Origin of the sequence: Micromonospora purpureochromogenes, assembly GCF_900091515.1 — a bacterium.
Lineage (GTDB): Bacteria > Actinomycetota > Actinomycetes > Mycobacteriales > Micromonosporaceae > Micromonospora > Micromonospora purpureochromogenes.
Genome location: NZ_LT607410.1, coordinates 6,166,382 through 6,181,034, shown reverse-complemented (window position 1 = coordinate 6,181,034; position 14,653 = coordinate 6,166,382). Strand labels below are relative to the sequence as shown.

14 protein-coding genes are annotated in these 14,653 nt (G+C 73.5%); 8 read left to right on the top strand and 6 right to left on the bottom strand.

Annotated elements, in window-relative coordinates; all coding sequences use genetic code 11:
• The first annotated feature begins 214 nt into the window (after positions 1-214).
• The gene (locus GA0074696_RS28195) at positions 215-1,219 is read left to right on the top strand and encodes an ArsR/SmtB family transcription factor (RefSeq protein WP_088963887.1); all 1,005 of its coding nucleotides are present in this window, start codon (positions 215-217) and stop codon (positions 1,217-1,219) included.
• Between the two features lie 12 nt (positions 1,220-1,231).
• Here GA0074696_RS28195 and GA0074696_RS28190 read toward each other — a convergent pair whose 3' ends face one another.
• Together GA0074696_RS28190 and cofD are read right to left on the bottom strand one after the other, a co-directional pair.
• On the bottom strand, positions 1,232-2,320 hold the full coding sequence (locus GA0074696_RS28190) for a coenzyme F420-0:L-glutamate ligase (RefSeq protein WP_088963886.1): 1,089 nt from the start codon (positions 2,318-2,320) through the stop codon (positions 1,232-1,234).
• The gene (cofD, locus tag GA0074696_RS28185) at positions 2,317-3,264 is read right to left on the bottom strand and encodes a 2-phospho-L-lactate transferase (protein WP_088963885.1); all 948 of its coding nucleotides are present in this window, start codon (positions 3,262-3,264) and stop codon (positions 2,317-2,319) included. Before cofD ends, GA0074696_RS28190 begins: the two co-directional genes overlap by 4 nt.
• A 97-nt stretch (positions 3,265-3,361) precedes the next feature.
• Here cofD and GA0074696_RS28180 point away from each other — a divergent pair, with 97 nt between their 5' ends.
• From GA0074696_RS28180 to GA0074696_RS28155, 6 genes are all read left to right on the top strand, one after another.
• A complete protein-coding gene (locus GA0074696_RS28180; protein WP_088963884.1) occupies positions 3,362-4,303 on the top strand; it encodes a hypothetical protein in 942 nt (313 codons plus the stop codon).
• A gap of 224 nt (positions 4,304-4,527) precedes the next feature.
• Positions 4,528-7,035, top strand: a complete 2,508-nt coding sequence (locus tag GA0074696_RS28175) for a bifunctional FO biosynthesis protein CofGH (protein WP_088963883.1) — start codon at positions 4,528-4,530, stop codon at positions 7,033-7,035.
• 126 nt (positions 7,036-7,161) lie between these two features.
• Positions 7,162-7,443 carry a hypothetical protein gene (locus GA0074696_RS28170; protein WP_088963882.1) on the top strand — a complete coding sequence of 94 codons (282 nt, stop codon included), beginning with the start codon at positions 7,162-7,164 and terminating at the stop codon, positions 7,441-7,443.
• Positions 7,443-8,840: a DUF4331 domain-containing protein gene (locus GA0074696_RS28165; protein WP_088963881.1), complete on the top strand. Its 1,398-nt coding sequence runs from the start codon at positions 7,443-7,445 to the stop codon at positions 8,838-8,840. The genes GA0074696_RS28170 and GA0074696_RS28165 overlap by 1 nt, the downstream gene beginning before the upstream one ends.
• A 16-nt stretch (positions 8,841-8,856) precedes the next feature.
• On the top strand, positions 8,857-9,201 hold the full coding sequence (locus GA0074696_RS28160) for an eL34 family ribosomal protein (RefSeq protein ID WP_088963880.1): 345 nt from the start codon (positions 8,857-8,859) through the stop codon (positions 9,199-9,201).
• 471 nt (positions 9,202-9,672) lie between these two features.
• Positions 9,673-9,930 (top strand): WhiB family transcriptional regulator, encoded by a 258-nt coding sequence (locus tag GA0074696_RS28155; RefSeq protein ID WP_007455784.1) that lies wholly within the window; start codon positions 9,673-9,675, stop codon positions 9,928-9,930.
• A gap of 82 nt (positions 9,931-10,012) precedes the next feature.
• Here GA0074696_RS28155 and GA0074696_RS28150 read toward each other — a convergent pair whose 3' ends face one another.
• Positions 10,013-10,462, bottom strand: a complete 450-nt coding sequence (locus GA0074696_RS28150) for a metallopeptidase family protein (RefSeq protein WP_088963879.1) — start codon at positions 10,460-10,462, stop codon at positions 10,013-10,015.
• A 154-nt stretch (positions 10,463-10,616) separates the two neighbouring features.
• On the opposite strand from GA0074696_RS28150, the gene GA0074696_RS28145 reads away from it, so the two are divergent.
• Positions 10,617-10,988 carry a DUF3499 domain-containing protein gene (locus GA0074696_RS28145; protein ID WP_088963878.1) on the top strand — a complete coding sequence of 124 codons (372 nt, stop codon included), beginning with the start codon at positions 10,617-10,619 and terminating at the stop codon, positions 10,986-10,988.
• Between the two features lie 130 nt (positions 10,989-11,118).
• Here the strand turns inward: GA0074696_RS28145 and GA0074696_RS28140 are convergent, their stop codons facing one another.
• Genes GA0074696_RS28140 through GA0074696_RS28130 form a run of 3 tightly spaced genes read right to left on the bottom strand, consistent with a single transcriptional unit; the run spans position 11,119 to position 14,569 of the window.
• A complete protein-coding gene (locus GA0074696_RS28140) occupies positions 11,119-12,495 on the bottom strand; it encodes an NAD(P)/FAD-dependent oxidoreductase (protein ID WP_172894490.1) in 1,377 nt (458 codons plus the stop codon).
• Positions 12,495-13,238, bottom strand: coding sequence for a pyridoxamine 5'-phosphate oxidase family protein (locus tag GA0074696_RS28135; protein ID WP_088963877.1), 744 nt, complete (start codon positions 13,236-13,238; stop codon positions 12,495-12,497). Before GA0074696_RS28135 ends, GA0074696_RS28140 begins: the two co-directional genes overlap by 1 nt.
• The gene (locus GA0074696_RS28130) at positions 13,223-14,569 is read right to left on the bottom strand and encodes an aspartate aminotransferase family protein (RefSeq protein ID WP_088963876.1); all 1,347 of its coding nucleotides are present in this window, start codon (positions 14,567-14,569) and stop codon (positions 13,223-13,225) included. The genes GA0074696_RS28135 and GA0074696_RS28130 overlap by 16 nt, the downstream gene beginning before the upstream one ends.
• Positions 14,570-14,653: the final 84 nt, after the last annotated feature.

The window sequence follows — 14,653 nt, the reverse complement described above, 5'->3', positions numbered from 1 at the left end:
GTGTCTCCCGGACGCGCCCACCGCCCCCGAGGCGTCCCGGTCGGGTGGCTGGTGGACCCCTTCGCACGCCGGACCGGGCAGTAGGAGCATGCCAACCCGCGGTCGGGGGCGTCGAGGTTTTTCAGCTCACGCTTAAAAGTGGAGGTAAGTGCCGGCCGGGTAGAGTGCAGAGGGTCGGTGGGCAATCCCCCTGCCCGCCCTCAGGAGCGCTTCCATGCTGACGATCCACTTCTCCCAGGAGGACATTCTCCGGACCAGGGTGGCCCCCGCGGCCGACCCGATCTGGGAGCTGGTGCTGAGTCTGCACCTGCTGCAGGGCCGCACCCGGGACCCGCTGATGGCGCACTGGCGCCGGGGCGTCGCCCGCGAGCTGCGCCGTGACGTCACCTCCCACCAGCTCCGGTTGCTCTTCGCGCTGAACCCGCCGCGCGGCTACTTCCCCGACTTCCTCACCCCGTACCAGAGCGTGGTGGGGTTCGAGGCGGGGCTGGAGGCGGTCCGGGCCACCCCGATCGACCTGCTGAACCGGGACCTGACCGTGCTGGCGGGGGCGAACTCGCTGCCCTCCTCCGCCGCCGCGCTGGCCCGCGGCGAGCCGGAGGTGCTGCAACTGCTGACCGACTCGATGACGCAGTACCGGTCGGTGGCGCTCGAGCCGTACTGGGGGCGGATCCAGGCGGCGGTGGAGGCCGACCGCAACCGCCGCGCCCGTGCCCTGCTCGACGGCGGGGCGGAGGGGCTGCTGGCCAGCCTGCGCCCCACCATGCGCTGGGACTCCGGCCGGTTGGAGGTGCACGACTACCCGTACAGCCGGGAGCTGCACCTGGACGGGCGCGGGCTGCTGCTGGTGCCCTCGTTCTTCTGCGCGCGTACCCCGGTGGCCCTGCTCGACCCGGCGCTGCCCCCGGTGCTGGTCTATCCGGTGGACCGGCTGGGCGGTCTGGTCCCGGCACCCGGCGAGGGCGCCGGCCCGAACCGCGAGGGGGCCGGGCGGGAGGCGCTCGCCGCGCTGCTCGGCCGGACCCGGGCCGCGGTGCTGGAGGCCAGCGACGACGGCTGCACCACCGGCGAGGTGGCCCGGCGGCTGCACATCTCGCCGGCCGCCGCCAGCCAGCACACCGCCGTGCTGCGCAACGCCGGGCTGCTGGTCAGCCAGCGGGACCGCAACACGGTGCTGCACACCCTGACCCCGCTGGGCCGGGCCATGCTGGAGGCCTGACCCGGCCCGGCGTCAGATCGCCAGGCAGGCGCTGGCCGTGCTGCCCGCCGGGGGCGGCAGCAGCGCCGAGGGCACCCCCTCGGCGGCCAGCGCGGTGCGCAGCCGTTGCAGGTCCGCGCCGAAACGCACCAGGTCCGGCCGGTCGACCGGGGTGGGCGCCGCGCCGAGGATCAGCCCGGTGGCCTCTGCCGGCCAGCCCGGGACGGTGGCGACCAGGCCGGCGCGTACCTCCTCGTCGGTGACGTGGGTGAAGGCAGTGCCGGGCGCGACCACGTCGGCGACCGCGGCGACGGCCCGCCGGACCGCCTCCGGGTCGGCCGGCGTCGGACCGGTGTCGTCGGCGAGGGTCGCGGCGGACCGGAGGCCGGCCGCCCGCGCCTCGGCGGTGCCGAGGGAGAAGAGGTCCATCGTCGCGTCCCGGACCAGGACGCTCGCGCCCGCGCCGTCGTCGCTGCGACCGACGCCCAGGTAGCCGCGCACCACCGCGACCGGCACCTGGTCGCACTTGCCCTTGATCAATTCGCCGGCGCCGGCCAGTTCGTCCACCACGGCCATCTGGGTCAGGTGCAACTCGTTGCCGTACGGGTCGACCTCGCCCCGGTGGTCGCGGATGGCGGACATGCCGGCCACGCCGAGCGCCACGTCGGTCAGCCCGTTGCGCCAGGGCCGACCCATCGTGTCGCTGACGATCACCGCCACGTCGACGCCGTACCGCTCGGCCAGCGCGGCGCGCAGCGCCCGGGCCGAGGCGTCCGGGTCCTTGGGCAGCAGCACCAGCCGGGTCTTGTCGACGTTGGAGGCGTCGATCCCGGCGGAGGCCATCACGAAGCCGTGGTGCGTCTGGACGATCCGGGTCCCGCCACGGGTCGCCACCACCCGGGCGGTCTCGGTGGCCAGCACCTCGTCGCGCGCGGCGAGCCGTTCCGGCCCGTCCGCCGGCACGTCGACCAGCCGACCCTCCGCCTTCGAGACGATCTTGCTGGTGACCACCAGCACGTCCCCGTCGCGCAGCCACGGCGCGGCGGTCGCGATCAGCGCCGCCAGGTCGTCGCCCTCGGTCACGTCGCCGATGCCCAGCACCGGCAGGATCTCGAGTCTCACACCAGCTCCAACGCGGCCCGCACCAGCTGCGCGGTCGCCGCCTCGTCGGTCATCCACAGCGGCGCGGACCGGACCGCCACCCCCGGCACCGAGGTGCCCTCGTCCTCCGGCGCGACCAGCCAGCCGTCGAGCAGGCCGCCCTCGCTCCGCCCGCCGTAGAGCCGGCCCACCCCGGCGGCGCTGCACTCCACACCCAGCACCGACAGGCACCGGTCGGCCATGCCGCGCACCGGGGCGCCGCCGATGATCGGGGAGACCCCGACCACCCGGGCCGGGCCCTGGGCGACCGCGTCGCGCAGCCCCGGCACGGCGAGCACCGGGGCGACGCTGACCACCGGGTTGCTCGGCGCGACCAGCACGGCGTCCGCGTCGGCGATCGCCTCCAGCACCCCGGGCGCCGGCTTGGCGCTCTCCGCACCGACGAAGACGAACCGGTGGGTGGGGATGTCCGCCCGGTAGCGCACCCACCACTCCTGGAAGTGGATCGCCCGCTGCCCCTCCTCGCCGTCGACCACCACGTGGGTCTCCAGCCGGTCGTCGGTGGCCGGCAGCAGGCGTACGCCGGGCTGCCAGCGGCTGGCCAGCGCCTCGGTCACCGCGGAGAGCGGGTACCCGGCGTTGAGCATGGTGGTCCGCACCAGGTGGGTGGCGATGTCCTTGTCGCCGAGCCCGAACCAGGTCGGCTCCGCGCCGTACGCGGCCAGCTCCGCCTTGACCGTCCAGGTCTCACCGACCCGTCCCCAGCCGCGTTCCGGGTCGGCCCCGCCGCCCAGGGTGTACATGACGCTGTCCAGGTCGGGGCAGACCTTGAGCCCGTGCAGGAGCAGGTCGTCGCCGACGTTGACCACGGCGGTCACCTCGGCGCCCACCTCGCGGGCGTACGCCCGGACGCCGAGCAGGAACCGAGCGCCCCCGATCCCGCCGGTCAGAACCACAATGCGCATGACGTCCATCCTGGCGTACGCGACGCCTGCGGTCCGTCGGTGGCCCGGGAGACTAGGCTCACGTCGGCATCTGTCCGTTTCGCCCGAGGGAGAACTCGTGACCAGCCCCGCCGAGCCGGCGCCGAAAGACGCGACGCAGGCCCGCCAGCTCACCGGTCCACTGCGCGAACTCGCCGCGCTCGTGCTGCTCGGCGCGAACGCCGTGCTGCTCTTCGTCGGACTGATCCGGCTGCTCGCGCCGGCCTCGGAGTACAGCACCTTCTCGAGCCGGGCCGGCAGCACCTTCTTCTCGTTCGTCGGCATCGAGGCGACGGTCCTGCCGCTGCTGGCCGTGCTGCTCGCCACGCACGTCTCGCCGGTCCTGCCGCGGGCGAAGCAGATCACCCAGGTCGCGGTCGGCGAGTACGCCTTCGGCGCGCTCTTCGGCACGCTGACCTTCCTGATCTGGCTGGTCAACCGGCTCGCCGACGCGGAGGTGCTGGACGCCCTACTCGGCCTGCTGACCCGGGCCGCCTGGTTCGCGCTCTTCGCCCTCGCCGCGTTCGTCGTCTACCGGGTCTGGCGGGCGTTCTACCACGTCCCCCGCCCCAAGCCGCAGCCCGGCGTGTACGGCCAGCCGCAGCCCGGTTGGCCGCAGCAGTCCGGCCAGGGCGGCTACCCCTCCGCCGGTTACCCGCCCCCGGGCCAGCCCGGCGGCCACCCCGGCCCCGGCTTCCCGCCCGCCGGTCAGCCGTCCGCCGGTTACCCGGCCGCCGGCCAGTACGGCCAGTACGGCCAGTACGGCCAGCCGGGCCCGTCCTCGGCCCCACCGTTCGGCGCCGCTCCGCAGTCCGCGCCGCCGTTCGGCACGCCGCAGTCGGTGCCGCCCTTCGCCGGCCCGAACACCGCGCCGCCGTTCGGCCAGCCGCCGTCAGCCGACCCCACCCAGACCATCCCGCGCCAGCCCGGCGAGGTGGGCGGGCCGGCCGTGCCGCCCGGTGGCGAGGACGTCGACCGGACCCAGCGCTTCCACCGCGACGACCCGAACTCCCCACGCTGAGCCGAGCCGCGCCCGTCCGCTGTCGCCCGGCAGGCGGGTCGGCTCAGCGAAGCGACACTGTGGTGAGCGTGATGCCTCAGCGGTATCAAGATGACTCTGAGGTATCACGCTCGATGTGCTGCGCCGGGACGCTTCCGGCGACAACCGACCCGCGCGGGGCGGGTTGATCTCACACCGTGTTCCGTGCCCGTCCGGCCGTCCGAGCCAGCGCATAGGCTGAGCGGATGGCTGACCGCACCGATCCCGCCCCGACCGAGGCGAGCGTGCAGCGCGCGCTGCGCCGGGCGGCCACCGGCCGCGCGCTGGACGTCGCGGAGGCGACCGCGCTGCTGGCGGCCCGGGGGACTGAGCTCGACGAACTGCTCCGCGTCGCCGGGGAGATCCGCGACGCCGGGCTGCGCGACGCCGGCCGGCCGGGCGTGGTGACGTACTCCAAGAAGGTCTTCATCCCGCTGACCCGGCTCTGCCGGGACCGCTGCCACTACTGCACCTTCGCCACGGTGCCGCACCGGCTGCCGGCCGCCTTCCTGGAGCAGGACGAGGTGCTGGCGATCGCCCGGCAGGGAGCGGCCCTGGGCTGCAAGGAGGCCCTGTTCACCCTCGGTGACCGGCCGGAGGAGCGCTGGCCGGCGGCCCGCGAGTGGTTGGACGAGCGCGGATACGACTCCACCCTGGACTACCTGCGCGCCTGCGCCGTCGCGGTGCTGGAGGAGACCGGCCTGCTGCCCCACCTCAACCCGGGCGTGCTGTCCTGGTCGGAGCTGCAACGGCTCAAGCCGGTCGCGCCGAGCATGGGGATGATGCTGGAGACCACCGCGACCCGGCTCTGGTCCGAGCCGGGCGGTCCGCACTTCGGCTCGCCCGACAAGGAACCCGCGGTGCGGCTGCGGGTGCTCGACGACGCCGGCCGGGTCGGGGTGCCGTTCACCACCGGAATCCTGATCGGCATCGGGGAGACCCCGGCCGAGCGGGTCGACGCGATCTTCGCGATCCGCCGGAGCATGCGGGAGTACGGCCACCTCCAGGAGGTGATCGTGCAGAACTTCCGCGCCAAGCCGGACACGGCGATGCGCGGCATGCCCGACGCCGAGCTGCACGACCTGGCCGCCACGGTGGCGGTGGCCCGGCTGCTGCTCGGCCCCAGGGCCCGGATCCAGGCCCCGCCGAACCTGATCGAGGGCGAGTACGACCTGCTGCTGCGCGCCGGGATCGACGACTGGGGCGGGGTGTCACCGCTGACCCCGGACCACGTCAACCCGGAGCGGCCCTGGCCGCAGCTCGACGAGCTGGCCCGGCACACCGAGAAGTCCGGCTTCACCCTGCGCGAGCGGCTGACGGTGTACCCCGAGTACGTCCGGGCCGGTGACCCCTGGCTCGACCACCGGCTGCTGCCGCACGTCGGCGCGCTGGCCGACCCGGAGACCGGGCTCGCCGTCGAGTCCGCCCGGCCGGTCGGCCGGCCGTGGCAGGAGCCCGACGAGACGTACGGCGGGCGGACCGACCTGCACGTCACCATCGACAGCACCGGGCGTACCGGAGACCGGCGGGGCGACTTCGACAGCGTCTACGGCGACTGGTCGGCGGTCGCCGGCAAGGTGACCGCGGGGGCCGCCGCCGGGGGTGACGCCGACGTACGGGCCGGGCTGCGGCTGGCCGCCGACGACCCGGCGGCGCTGCTGGAGCCCCGGCACGCCGATGCGGCGCTGGCCCTCTTCGGCGCGGACGGCCCGGCGCTGGACGAGCTGTGCCGCCTCGCCGACGACGTCCGGCGCGACGCCGTCGGCGACGACGTCACCTACGTGGTCAACCGCAACATCAACTTCAGCAACGTCTGCTACGTGGGCTGCCGGTTCTGCGCCTTCGCCCAGCGGGAACGGGACGCCGACGCGTTCCGGCTCTCGGTGGAGCAGGTCGCCGACCGGGCCGAGGAGGCCTGGGCGGCCGGGGCCACCGAGGTCTGCCTCCAAGGCGGGATCGACCCGAAGATGCCGGTGACCGGCTATGCCGACCTGGTCCGGGCGATCAAGGCACGGGTGCCGGGGATGCACGTGCACGCCTTCTCCCCGATGGAGATCGTCACCGCCGCCGCCAAGGCCGGCGTGCCGGTGCGGGAGTGGCTGACCCGGCTGCGCGAGGCCGGGCTGGACACCATCCCGGGCACCGCCGCGGAGATCCTCGACGACGACGTGCGCTGGGTGCTCACCAAGGGCAAGCTGCCGGCCGCCGCCTGGGTCGACGTGGTCAGCACCGCCCACGAGCTGGGCATCCGGTCCAGCTCCACCATGATGTACGGCCACGTGGACCACCCCGGGCAGTGGTTGGGGCACTTCCGGGTGCTGGCCGGGGTGCAGGACCGCACCGGCGGGTTCACCGAGTTCGTGGCGCTGCCGTTCGTGCACACCAACGCGCCGATCTACCTCGCCGGCATCGCCCGGCCGGGGCCCACCTGGCGGGAGAACCTGGCGGTGCACGCGATGGCCCGGCTGCTGCTGCACGGCCGGATCGACAACATCCAGTGCTCCTGGGTCAAGCTGGGCGACGCCGGCACGGTGGCGATGCTCCAGGGCGGCTGCAACGACCTGGGCGGCACGCTGATGGAGGAGACGATCTCCCGGATGGCCGGCTCCGGCAACGGTTCGGCGCGTACCGAGGAGCAGTTGCGGGCCATCGCGGCGGCCGCCGGACGACCGGCGCGCAAGCGGACGACCGCGTACGGTCACCACCCCGCGTAGCGTCGAACCTTTCCCCGGCACCGGCCGTACCACTGGTCGCCGGCGGCGGTTGAGGCGAGGGCCGCCGCCGGCAGCCCCTCGCGAGCCACCGCGGGCGCGTACGCGCCGCCGGAGGAAAGGTTCCCCATGACGAGTGACGAGCGGAAGCGGCCCTGGCCGCGACTGACCCGCCGGCAGACGTTGACCGCAGCGGCGAGCGCCACGCTGGGCGCCGCCGCCCTCACCGTGCCGGGCCTGTCGGCCGCGCAGAACGCCCCGTCGGCGGCCGGTGCGAAGGACGACCCGATCGTGGTCCACCTGCGCGACGCCGCCACCGGGACGATGGACGTCTTCGTCGGCACGTCCCGGATCGAGGTACGCGACCGCGGGCTGGCGGACCGGTTGCGGCGCGCCGCCGGGCGGCGCTGATGTCATCCCACCGCGAAGCACCGGAGATAAGCAAGGACCCGGTCGCCGACAGCTCCGACCTGTACGCGTTCGTCAGCCCCGACCGGCCCGACTCGGTGACGCTGATCGCCAACTACGTGCCGTTGCAGCTCCCCTCCGGCGGACCGAACTTCTTCGAGTTCGGCGACGACGTGCGGTACGAGATTCACATCGACAACGACGGTGACGGCCGTCCCGACGTGACCTACCGGTTCGAATTCAGCACCGAGATCACGAATCCGAACAGCTTTCTTTACAACACCGGCCCGATCGAGTCGTTGGACAGCGAGAACTGGAATCGGCGCCAGTTCTACAAGCTGACCCGGGTGGCCGACGGCCGGGAGCACGTGCTGGCGCACAAGTTGCCCTGCCCGCCGTGCAACGTCGGCCCGCTCTCCACCCCGAACTACGCCCAGCTGGCCCGCCAGGCGACGTACAGCCTCTCCACCGGGGAGCGGGTCTTCGCCGGGCAGCGCGCGGACGGCTTCTTCGTCGACCTCGGCGCCATCTTCGACCTGGGTACGCTGCGGCCGTTCCAGCAGTTGCACGTCGCCGGCAAGAAGCTCTTCAAGACCGAGGGCGAGCCGGTCAACGCCGTGGACCGGATGAACGTGCACAGCATCGCGGTGCAGGTGCCGCTGAGCAAGGTGCGCCGCAAGGCCAACCGGTACGCCCCCGCCGACCGCGCCTCGGTGATCGGCGTGTGGACGTCGGCCTCGCGGCAGCAGGTGCGCGTGCTCGGCGACCGGGTCGCCGCGGATACCGCCACCGGCCCGTGGACCCAGGTGTCCCGGCTGGGCAACCCGTTGTTCAACGAGGTCATCGTGCCGATGTCCAAGAAGGACCTGTGGAACACCCTGCCGCCGTCGGAGGACAAGCGGTTCGCCCGCTTCGTCGAGCAGCCGGAGCTGGCCGCCCTGCTGCCGGCCCTCTATCCGGACGTCTTCCCCAAGCTCGACGCGCTGAACAAGACCAAGAAGCCCCGAGCGGACCTGGCGGCGATCCTGCTCACCGGCATCCCGGCCGGGCTGATCGACGGCTTCACCAACAACACCGGCGACGTGCAGGCCGACATGCTGCGGCTGAACACCGCCATCAAGCCGACCGCCAAGCCGGACCGGTTCGGCGTGCTCGGCGGCGACCTGGCCGGCTTCCCCAACGGCCGGCGGGTCGGCGACGACGTGGTGAGCATCGCGCTGCGGGCCATCGCCGGGGTCACCGTGCCGCTGGTGGACAAGGCCTTCACCCCCGACGCGGCGGCCGGCGCGGTCACCCCGGGGCTGAGCGCCGCCGACGTGACCGCGCCCTTCCTGGCCGGCTTCCCCTTCCTGGGTACGCCGTACGACGGGTTCAACAACCCGCCGGTGGCGAAGTCCTGAGCGGAGGGAGGACGTCATGCACGGGCACGACCACCGGTACGGGTCGACGGGAAGCGGCACCGTCCTGCTCGACCTGGGCGCGGACACCGGTGCGCTGATCGTCCACACCGGCCGCCGGCTGCACGGGCGGGAGATCGAGATCAGCCGGGCGGACCAGCCCGGCGGGCCGCGTACCCATTCGGCCGTGCGGGAACGGATCGTCCGGGACGGGGTGTTCCACAGTGCCGTGTACCCGGACCTGCCGGCCGGTCGCTATACCGTCTGGTGGGACGAGCGGACACCCGCCGGCGCGGTCTCCGTCACCGGCGGCGTGGTCGCCGAGTTCGTCTGGCCGAGCAGCGCTCCGCCGGGGGTGAGCTGATCACCGCACCGCGTTCGAACCGTCGCGCCCCGTCCACATCCTGGACGGGGCGCTGTCGGCATTTTCGGCTCGACGGGCGGCTGTGGCCGAACCGCGTTAACCTGTGCCCCACCAAGAACTCGATCTTGATGGCTGGTCCACCGGAGCCTCCGCCGACGCACCCCGGCGGCGTCCACGATGGGCACGCCACGGCAGAAATCTCGGGCAACTCGCCGGAGAGGGCGTTACTCGGCCGGGGTCTGAATCGATATGGCAGGTTGCGAGGCGGGCGACCGAAGTGGTCGCTCGAACGTTGTCGGGAGGGCGACTCCATTATCAAGTTCAGCTTGACGGCGCACGCATTACACGCGTGTAATTTGATTGGGGTTGTTCGCACCGGAACGCAATAAATGGGGACCGTACGGACAAGCACGCCTTTCGCGTGGGGGGTTGCAGCGGCGATGACGCCGGTGCGCGACAAGGAGGCATCTGATGGACGGCCAGCTTGAGGTGGCCGACCTGCTCGGAAACGCGCCGGAGTGGCAGGAGCGGGCGCTCTGCTCGCAGACCGATCCGGAAGCGTTCTTTCCCGAGAAGGGCGGCTCGACCCGCGAGGCGAAGCGGATCTGCTCGCGGTGCGAGGTCAAGACGGAATGCCTCGAATACGCTCTCGGTCACGACGAGCGGTTCGGGATCTGGGGCGGGCTCTCCGAACGGGAGCGGCGCAAGCTCAAGCGGCGGGCCGCCTGAGCTGACGTGTGGGGTCGGGGCGGTGGGGGCCGCCCGGCTCACGCCCGGGTCGGTGCCGCGGGGGCGGCCCGACCGAGGGGGGTCAGGCCAGTTCGTCCGGGTCGACCCCGAGCAGGTTCGCCACCTGCTCGATGATCACGTCGTGCACCAGGTCGGCCAGGTCCTCGCGGTCCATCGCGCGGAACTCCAGCGGTCGGCGGTAGAGCACGATGCGGGGCGGCACCTCCTGCCGGCCCGGGCGCCCCGGCAGCAGGCGGGCCAGCGGCACCTCGCCGTCCTCGAGCACGTCCGAGTCGTAGACGTTCAGGTCCGGCGGGACGTCCTCGACGGCGAACTCGACGCCGGCCAGCTCCTTGGCGAAGCGGCGCTCCAGCGTCTCGACGGTGTCCAGCACCAGGTCGTCGAAGACCTCGGCCTTGGTGCGGGCCAGCGGGACGGTCGCCGGTACCAGCCGCCCCCGCAGGCCACGACCGTGGCGGTCGCGGTGGGTGCGCCGGCCGGAGCCGGGGCGGCGGTGTTCCGGGCTCGTCATGAGGCAAAGGGTAGCTGCCGGGCCGGCCTGGCCTGCGGCAGCGCCGCACTCCTGGCGCGGCGGGGCCGAGCGGGCACGAATTGTGATCACCCTGACGGGCGTGTCGCAACGCGAACCGGTGCGCCGGACCCGGTAATGGAGATACCCTGCCGCCGTGAGGTCACCACGGCGCTGCTCCCGTAACGGCTGCCCCCGGCAAGCGGTCGCCACATTGACCTATGTCTACAACGAGTCGACCGCGGTGGTGGGCCCGTTGGCGGCCTTCGCCGAGCCGCACACGTACGACCTCTGCGAGCCGCACGCCCGGAGCCTGACCGCTCCCCGCGGCTGGGACGTGGTCCGGCACGAGGGCGAGTTCGAGCCGCCGCCGCCCACCACCGACGACCTGGTGGCCCTGGCCGAGGCCGTCCGCGAGGCCGCCCGCCCCGTGACCCCCCGTCCCCCCGAGGACGACCACCAGACCGCCCACCCCTCCCCCCACACCGGCCGCCGAGGCCACCTCCGCGTAATCCCCCCCAACCACTAACCCCCACCCCCTCCCTGCCCGGCCTACCGCCCGCCCGCCTGCCCCGGTGATCAAGAAGTTTGCGTCAGGATCAGGACCCTGGATGACGCAAACCTCTTGATCACCGAGCCGGGACGGAGGGGGGAGGCGGTTAGTGGCCGAGGAGGCGGGAGAAGGCGGCGGCGCGGCGGGAGGGGCGGCCCTTGCGGGCCTCGGCAGCGTCGGCCGAGAACATCACCTTCAGGCCGGCGTTGACCGCCAGCCAGCGCAGGGGTTCCGGCTCCCATCTCGGGGAGCGGTGGTTGACCCAGGGGAGCGTCGTCAGGTCGCTGTCCACGCCGCGGATCAGGTCGGCGAGGGTACGGCCGGCCAGGTTGCTGGTGCCCACCCCGTCGCCCACGTAGCCGCCCGCCCAGCCGAGACCCGTCGCGCGGTCCAGCCCGACGGAGGCGGACCAGTCCCGGGCCACCCCGAGCGGGCCGCCCCAGGTGTGGCTGACCGGCACCTCGGGGCCGAGCACGGGGAAGAGTTCGCCCAGCACCCGGCGGAGCGCGCGGAAGACCGCCGGCTCCCGGTCGTACGCGGGGGAGACCCGGGAGCCGAAGTGGTAGGGCGCGCCCCGCCCACCGAAGGCCAACCGGCCGTCGGCGGTCCGTTGGCCGTAGATGATGACGTGCCGGTGGTCGGAGAACGTCTCCCGCTCGGCCAGCCCGATCCGGTCCCAGGTCTGCGCGGGCAGCGGCTCGGTGGCCACCATCAGCGAGTAGACCGGGGCGATGGCGCGGCGCTGCCCGGGCAGCCCCGGCGTGTACCCCTCGGTGGCCCGGACCACCACCGGCGCCCGGACCGTGCCGTACGGGGTGACCGCCGCGCCGGCCCGGATCGCGGTGACCGGGGTGCGTTCGTGCAGGCGTACCCCGTGGCGCTCGACCGCCCGGGCCAGCCCACGGACCAGCTTCGCCGGGTGCACCACCGCGCAGTGCGGGGTGTACGTCGCGCCGAGCACCCCCTCGGCCGCGCACCGGGCGGACGCCTCGGCGGCGTCGAGCAGCACCAGGTCGTCGGGATCGAGACCGTGCTCGCGGGCCGTGGCCACCTCGGCGCGGGCCCGGCCGAGCTGGGCCGGCGACCGGGCCAGCACTACCGTCCCGCCCTGGTGCCAGTCGCAGTCGATGCCCTCGGCGGCGACCACCCGGCCGACCTCGCGCACGGTCTCCTGCATGGCCCGCTGCATGGCCAGCGCCCGGTCCCGGCCGTGCCGGCGGGCCAGCGCGGGCAGCGAGGTGGGGAAGAGTGCGGAGCACCAGCCGCCGTTGCGCCCCGAGGCGCCGTACCCGGCGATCTCGGCCTCCAGCACGGTGATCCGCAGCGACGGGTCGGCGGTCGCGAGGTGGTACGCCGTCCAGAGCCCGGTGTAGCCGGCCCCGACGATCACCACGTCGGCGTCGGCGTCGCCGGGCAGCGACGGGCGCGGGTCCAGCGGCTCGTCCACCGTGGCCAGCCAGTGGGACAGCTCCTGGTAGCGCATCACCACTCCGGTGGGGTCAGGTCGTGGCGCAGCCGGCGGTCGGGCTGCGGGGTGCCGAGCGTTTCCTGCACCGGCACCACCCCGGCCCAGACCGGCCGGTCGAGGTCGTCGGCGGGGTCGTCCGGCGGGCCGGCGCTGACCTTCACCGAGCACTCGTCCAGCGGCAGGGCGAGCACCAGCGTGGCGGCCAGCTCCTTCGCCGACGGCGGCCGGATCGCCGCCCAGCGGCCGGGCAGCAGGTGCTCCGAGATTCGTGCCAGGGCGGCCAGCCGGTCGTCGCCGTCGACCACGCTCAGCTCGCCGAGGACGATGGCGCACCGGTAGTTCATCGAGGAGGCGAAGGCGCTGCGGGCCAGGACGAGACCGTCGAGCAGGGTCACCGTCAGGCAGGCCGGCGCGCCCGCCGCGAGGTGCCGGAACAGTCGGCTACCGGTCGAGCCGTGCAGCAGCACCCGCTCGCCGTCGCGGGCGTAGGCCACCGGCAGGGCGTACGGCTGATGCCCGTCGGCGATGGCCAGGTGACCGAACCGGCCGGCGTCGAGGACGGCGTGCAGGACGGCCCGGTCGTGGACGGCGAGCTCGGGCAGCCGGCGTACCCGGGTGCGGTCGGTGCCACCGACGGCCGCGCTGCTCGCGGGCGTTCCGGTGTCGGCGGGGGCCGCTACGACGGTGCGGGGCCGGCTCCCGGTGTCCCGGGAACCGGCCCCGTCCCGCGCGGGCCCGCCGCTCAGAGGCGGTTCCATGCCTCGGTCAACACGGCGCGCAGGATCTGCTCGATCTCGTCGAACTGCTGCTGATCGGCGATCAGCGGCGGGGCGAGCTGCACCACGGGGTCGCCCCGGTCGTCGGCGCGGCAGTAGAGCCCGGCCTGGAAGAGCGCGGTGGAGAGGTAGCCGCGCAGCAGCCGCTCGGACTCGGCGTCGTCGAAGGTCTCCCGGGTCGCCTTGTCCTTGACCAGCTCGATGCCGTAGAAGTAGCCGTCGCCCCGGACGTCGCCGACGATGGGCAGGTCGTTGAGCTTCTCCAGGGTGGACCGGAAGGCGCCCTCGTTGGCCCGGACGTGCCCGACGAGGTCCTCGCGGGCGAAGACCTCCAGGTTGGCCAGGGCCACCGCGCAGGAGACCGGGTGGCCGCCGAAGGTCACCCCGTGAGCGAACATGCCGGTCTCGGTGAGGAACGGCTCCATCAGCCGCTCGCTGGCGATCATCGCGCCGAGCGGGGCGTACCCGGAGGTGATGCCCTTGGCGGTGGTGATGATGTCGGGCTGGTAGCCGTAGCGGACGGCGCCGAAGTACTCGCCGAGCCGGCCCCAGGAGCAGATCACCTCGTCGGAGACGAGCAGCACGTCGTACTCGTCGCAGATCTCCCGGACCCGCGCGAAGTAGCCGGGCGGCGGCGGGAAGCAGCCGCCGGAGTTCTGCACCGGCTCCAGGAAGACCGCGGCGACGGTGTCCGGCCCCTCGCGTTCGATGGCGCGGCGGATCTCCTCGGCGGCCCAGCGGCCGAACGCCTCGGGCGAGTCGCCGTGCTCGGGGGCGCGGTAGAAGTTGGTGTTGGGCACCTTGATGCCGCCGGGCACCAGCGGCTCGAAGTCGCTCTTGATGCCGGGCAGGCCGGTGATCGACAGCGCGCCCATCGAGGTGCCGTGGTAGGCGATGTACCGGCTGACCACCTTGTGCTTGTTCGGCTGGCCGGTGCGCTTGAAGTACGCCCGGGCCAGCTTCCACGCCGCCTCGACGGCCTCGGAGCCGCCGGTGGTGAAGAAGACCCGGTTCAGGTCGCCCGGGGTGAGCGAGGCGATCTTCTCCGCCAGCTCGATCGCCTTCGGGTGGGCGTACGACCAGAGCGGAAAGTAGGCCAGCTCGCCGGCCTGCTTGGCGGCCGCCTCGGCCAGCTCGGTACGCCCGTGACCGGCGTTGACGACGAAGAGCCCGGCGAGTCCGTCCAGGTACCGGCGGCCCTGGGAGTCCCAGACGTACGCGCCCTCGCCGCGGACGATGGTGGGCACCTCGCCGGCGGAGTAGCTGGCCATCCGGGTGAAGTGCATCCAGAGGTGGTCGGTGGCGTTGGCCATGTCAGCCCCATCGGGTCTCGGGCCGGTCAGGGGGTGACACCGGCCGCTCTGCCCACGGTTATGTCACAGTCTGATGGCCCGAGG

Bases quoted from the DNA above. Each gene is read 5' to 3' on its own strand.
- GA0074696_RS28195 (WP_088963887.1), top strand. From the start codon at position 215: ATGCTGACGATCCACTTCTCCCAGGAGGACATTCTCCGGACCAGGGTG.
- cofD (WP_088963885.1), bottom strand. From the start codon at position 3,264: ATGCGCATTGTGGTTCTGACCGGCGGGATCGGGGGCGCTCGGTTCCTG.
- GA0074696_RS28175 (WP_088963883.1), top strand. From the start codon at position 4,528: ATGGCTGACCGCACCGATCCCGCCCCGACCGAGGCGAGCGTGCAGCGC.
- GA0074696_RS28170 (WP_088963882.1), top strand. From the start codon at position 7,162: ATGACGAGTGACGAGCGGAAGCGGCCCTGGCCGCGACTGACCCGCCGG.
- GA0074696_RS28165 (WP_088963881.1), top strand. From the start codon at position 7,443: ATGTCATCCCACCGCGAAGCACCGGAGATAAGCAAGGACCCGGTCGCC.
- GA0074696_RS28160 (WP_088963880.1), top strand. From the start codon at position 8,857: ATGCACGGGCACGACCACCGGTACGGGTCGACGGGAAGCGGCACCGTC.
- GA0074696_RS28155 (WP_007455784.1), top strand. From the start codon at position 9,673: ATGGACGGCCAGCTTGAGGTGGCCGACCTGCTCGGAAACGCGCCGGAG.
- GA0074696_RS28150 (WP_088963879.1), bottom strand. From the start codon at position 10,462: ATGACGAGCCCGGAACACCGCCGCCCCGGCTCCGGCCGGCGCACCCAC.
- GA0074696_RS28140 (WP_172894490.1), bottom strand. From the start codon at position 12,495: ATGCGCTACCAGGAGCTGTCCCACTGGCTGGCCACGGTGGACGAGCCG.
- GA0074696_RS28135 (WP_088963877.1), bottom strand. From the start codon at position 13,238: ATGGAACCGCCTCTGAGCGGCGGGCCCGCGCGGGACGGGGCCGGTTCC.
- GA0074696_RS28130 (WP_088963876.1), bottom strand. From the start codon at position 14,569: ATGGCCAACGCCACCGACCACCTCTGGATGCACTTCACCCGGATGGCC.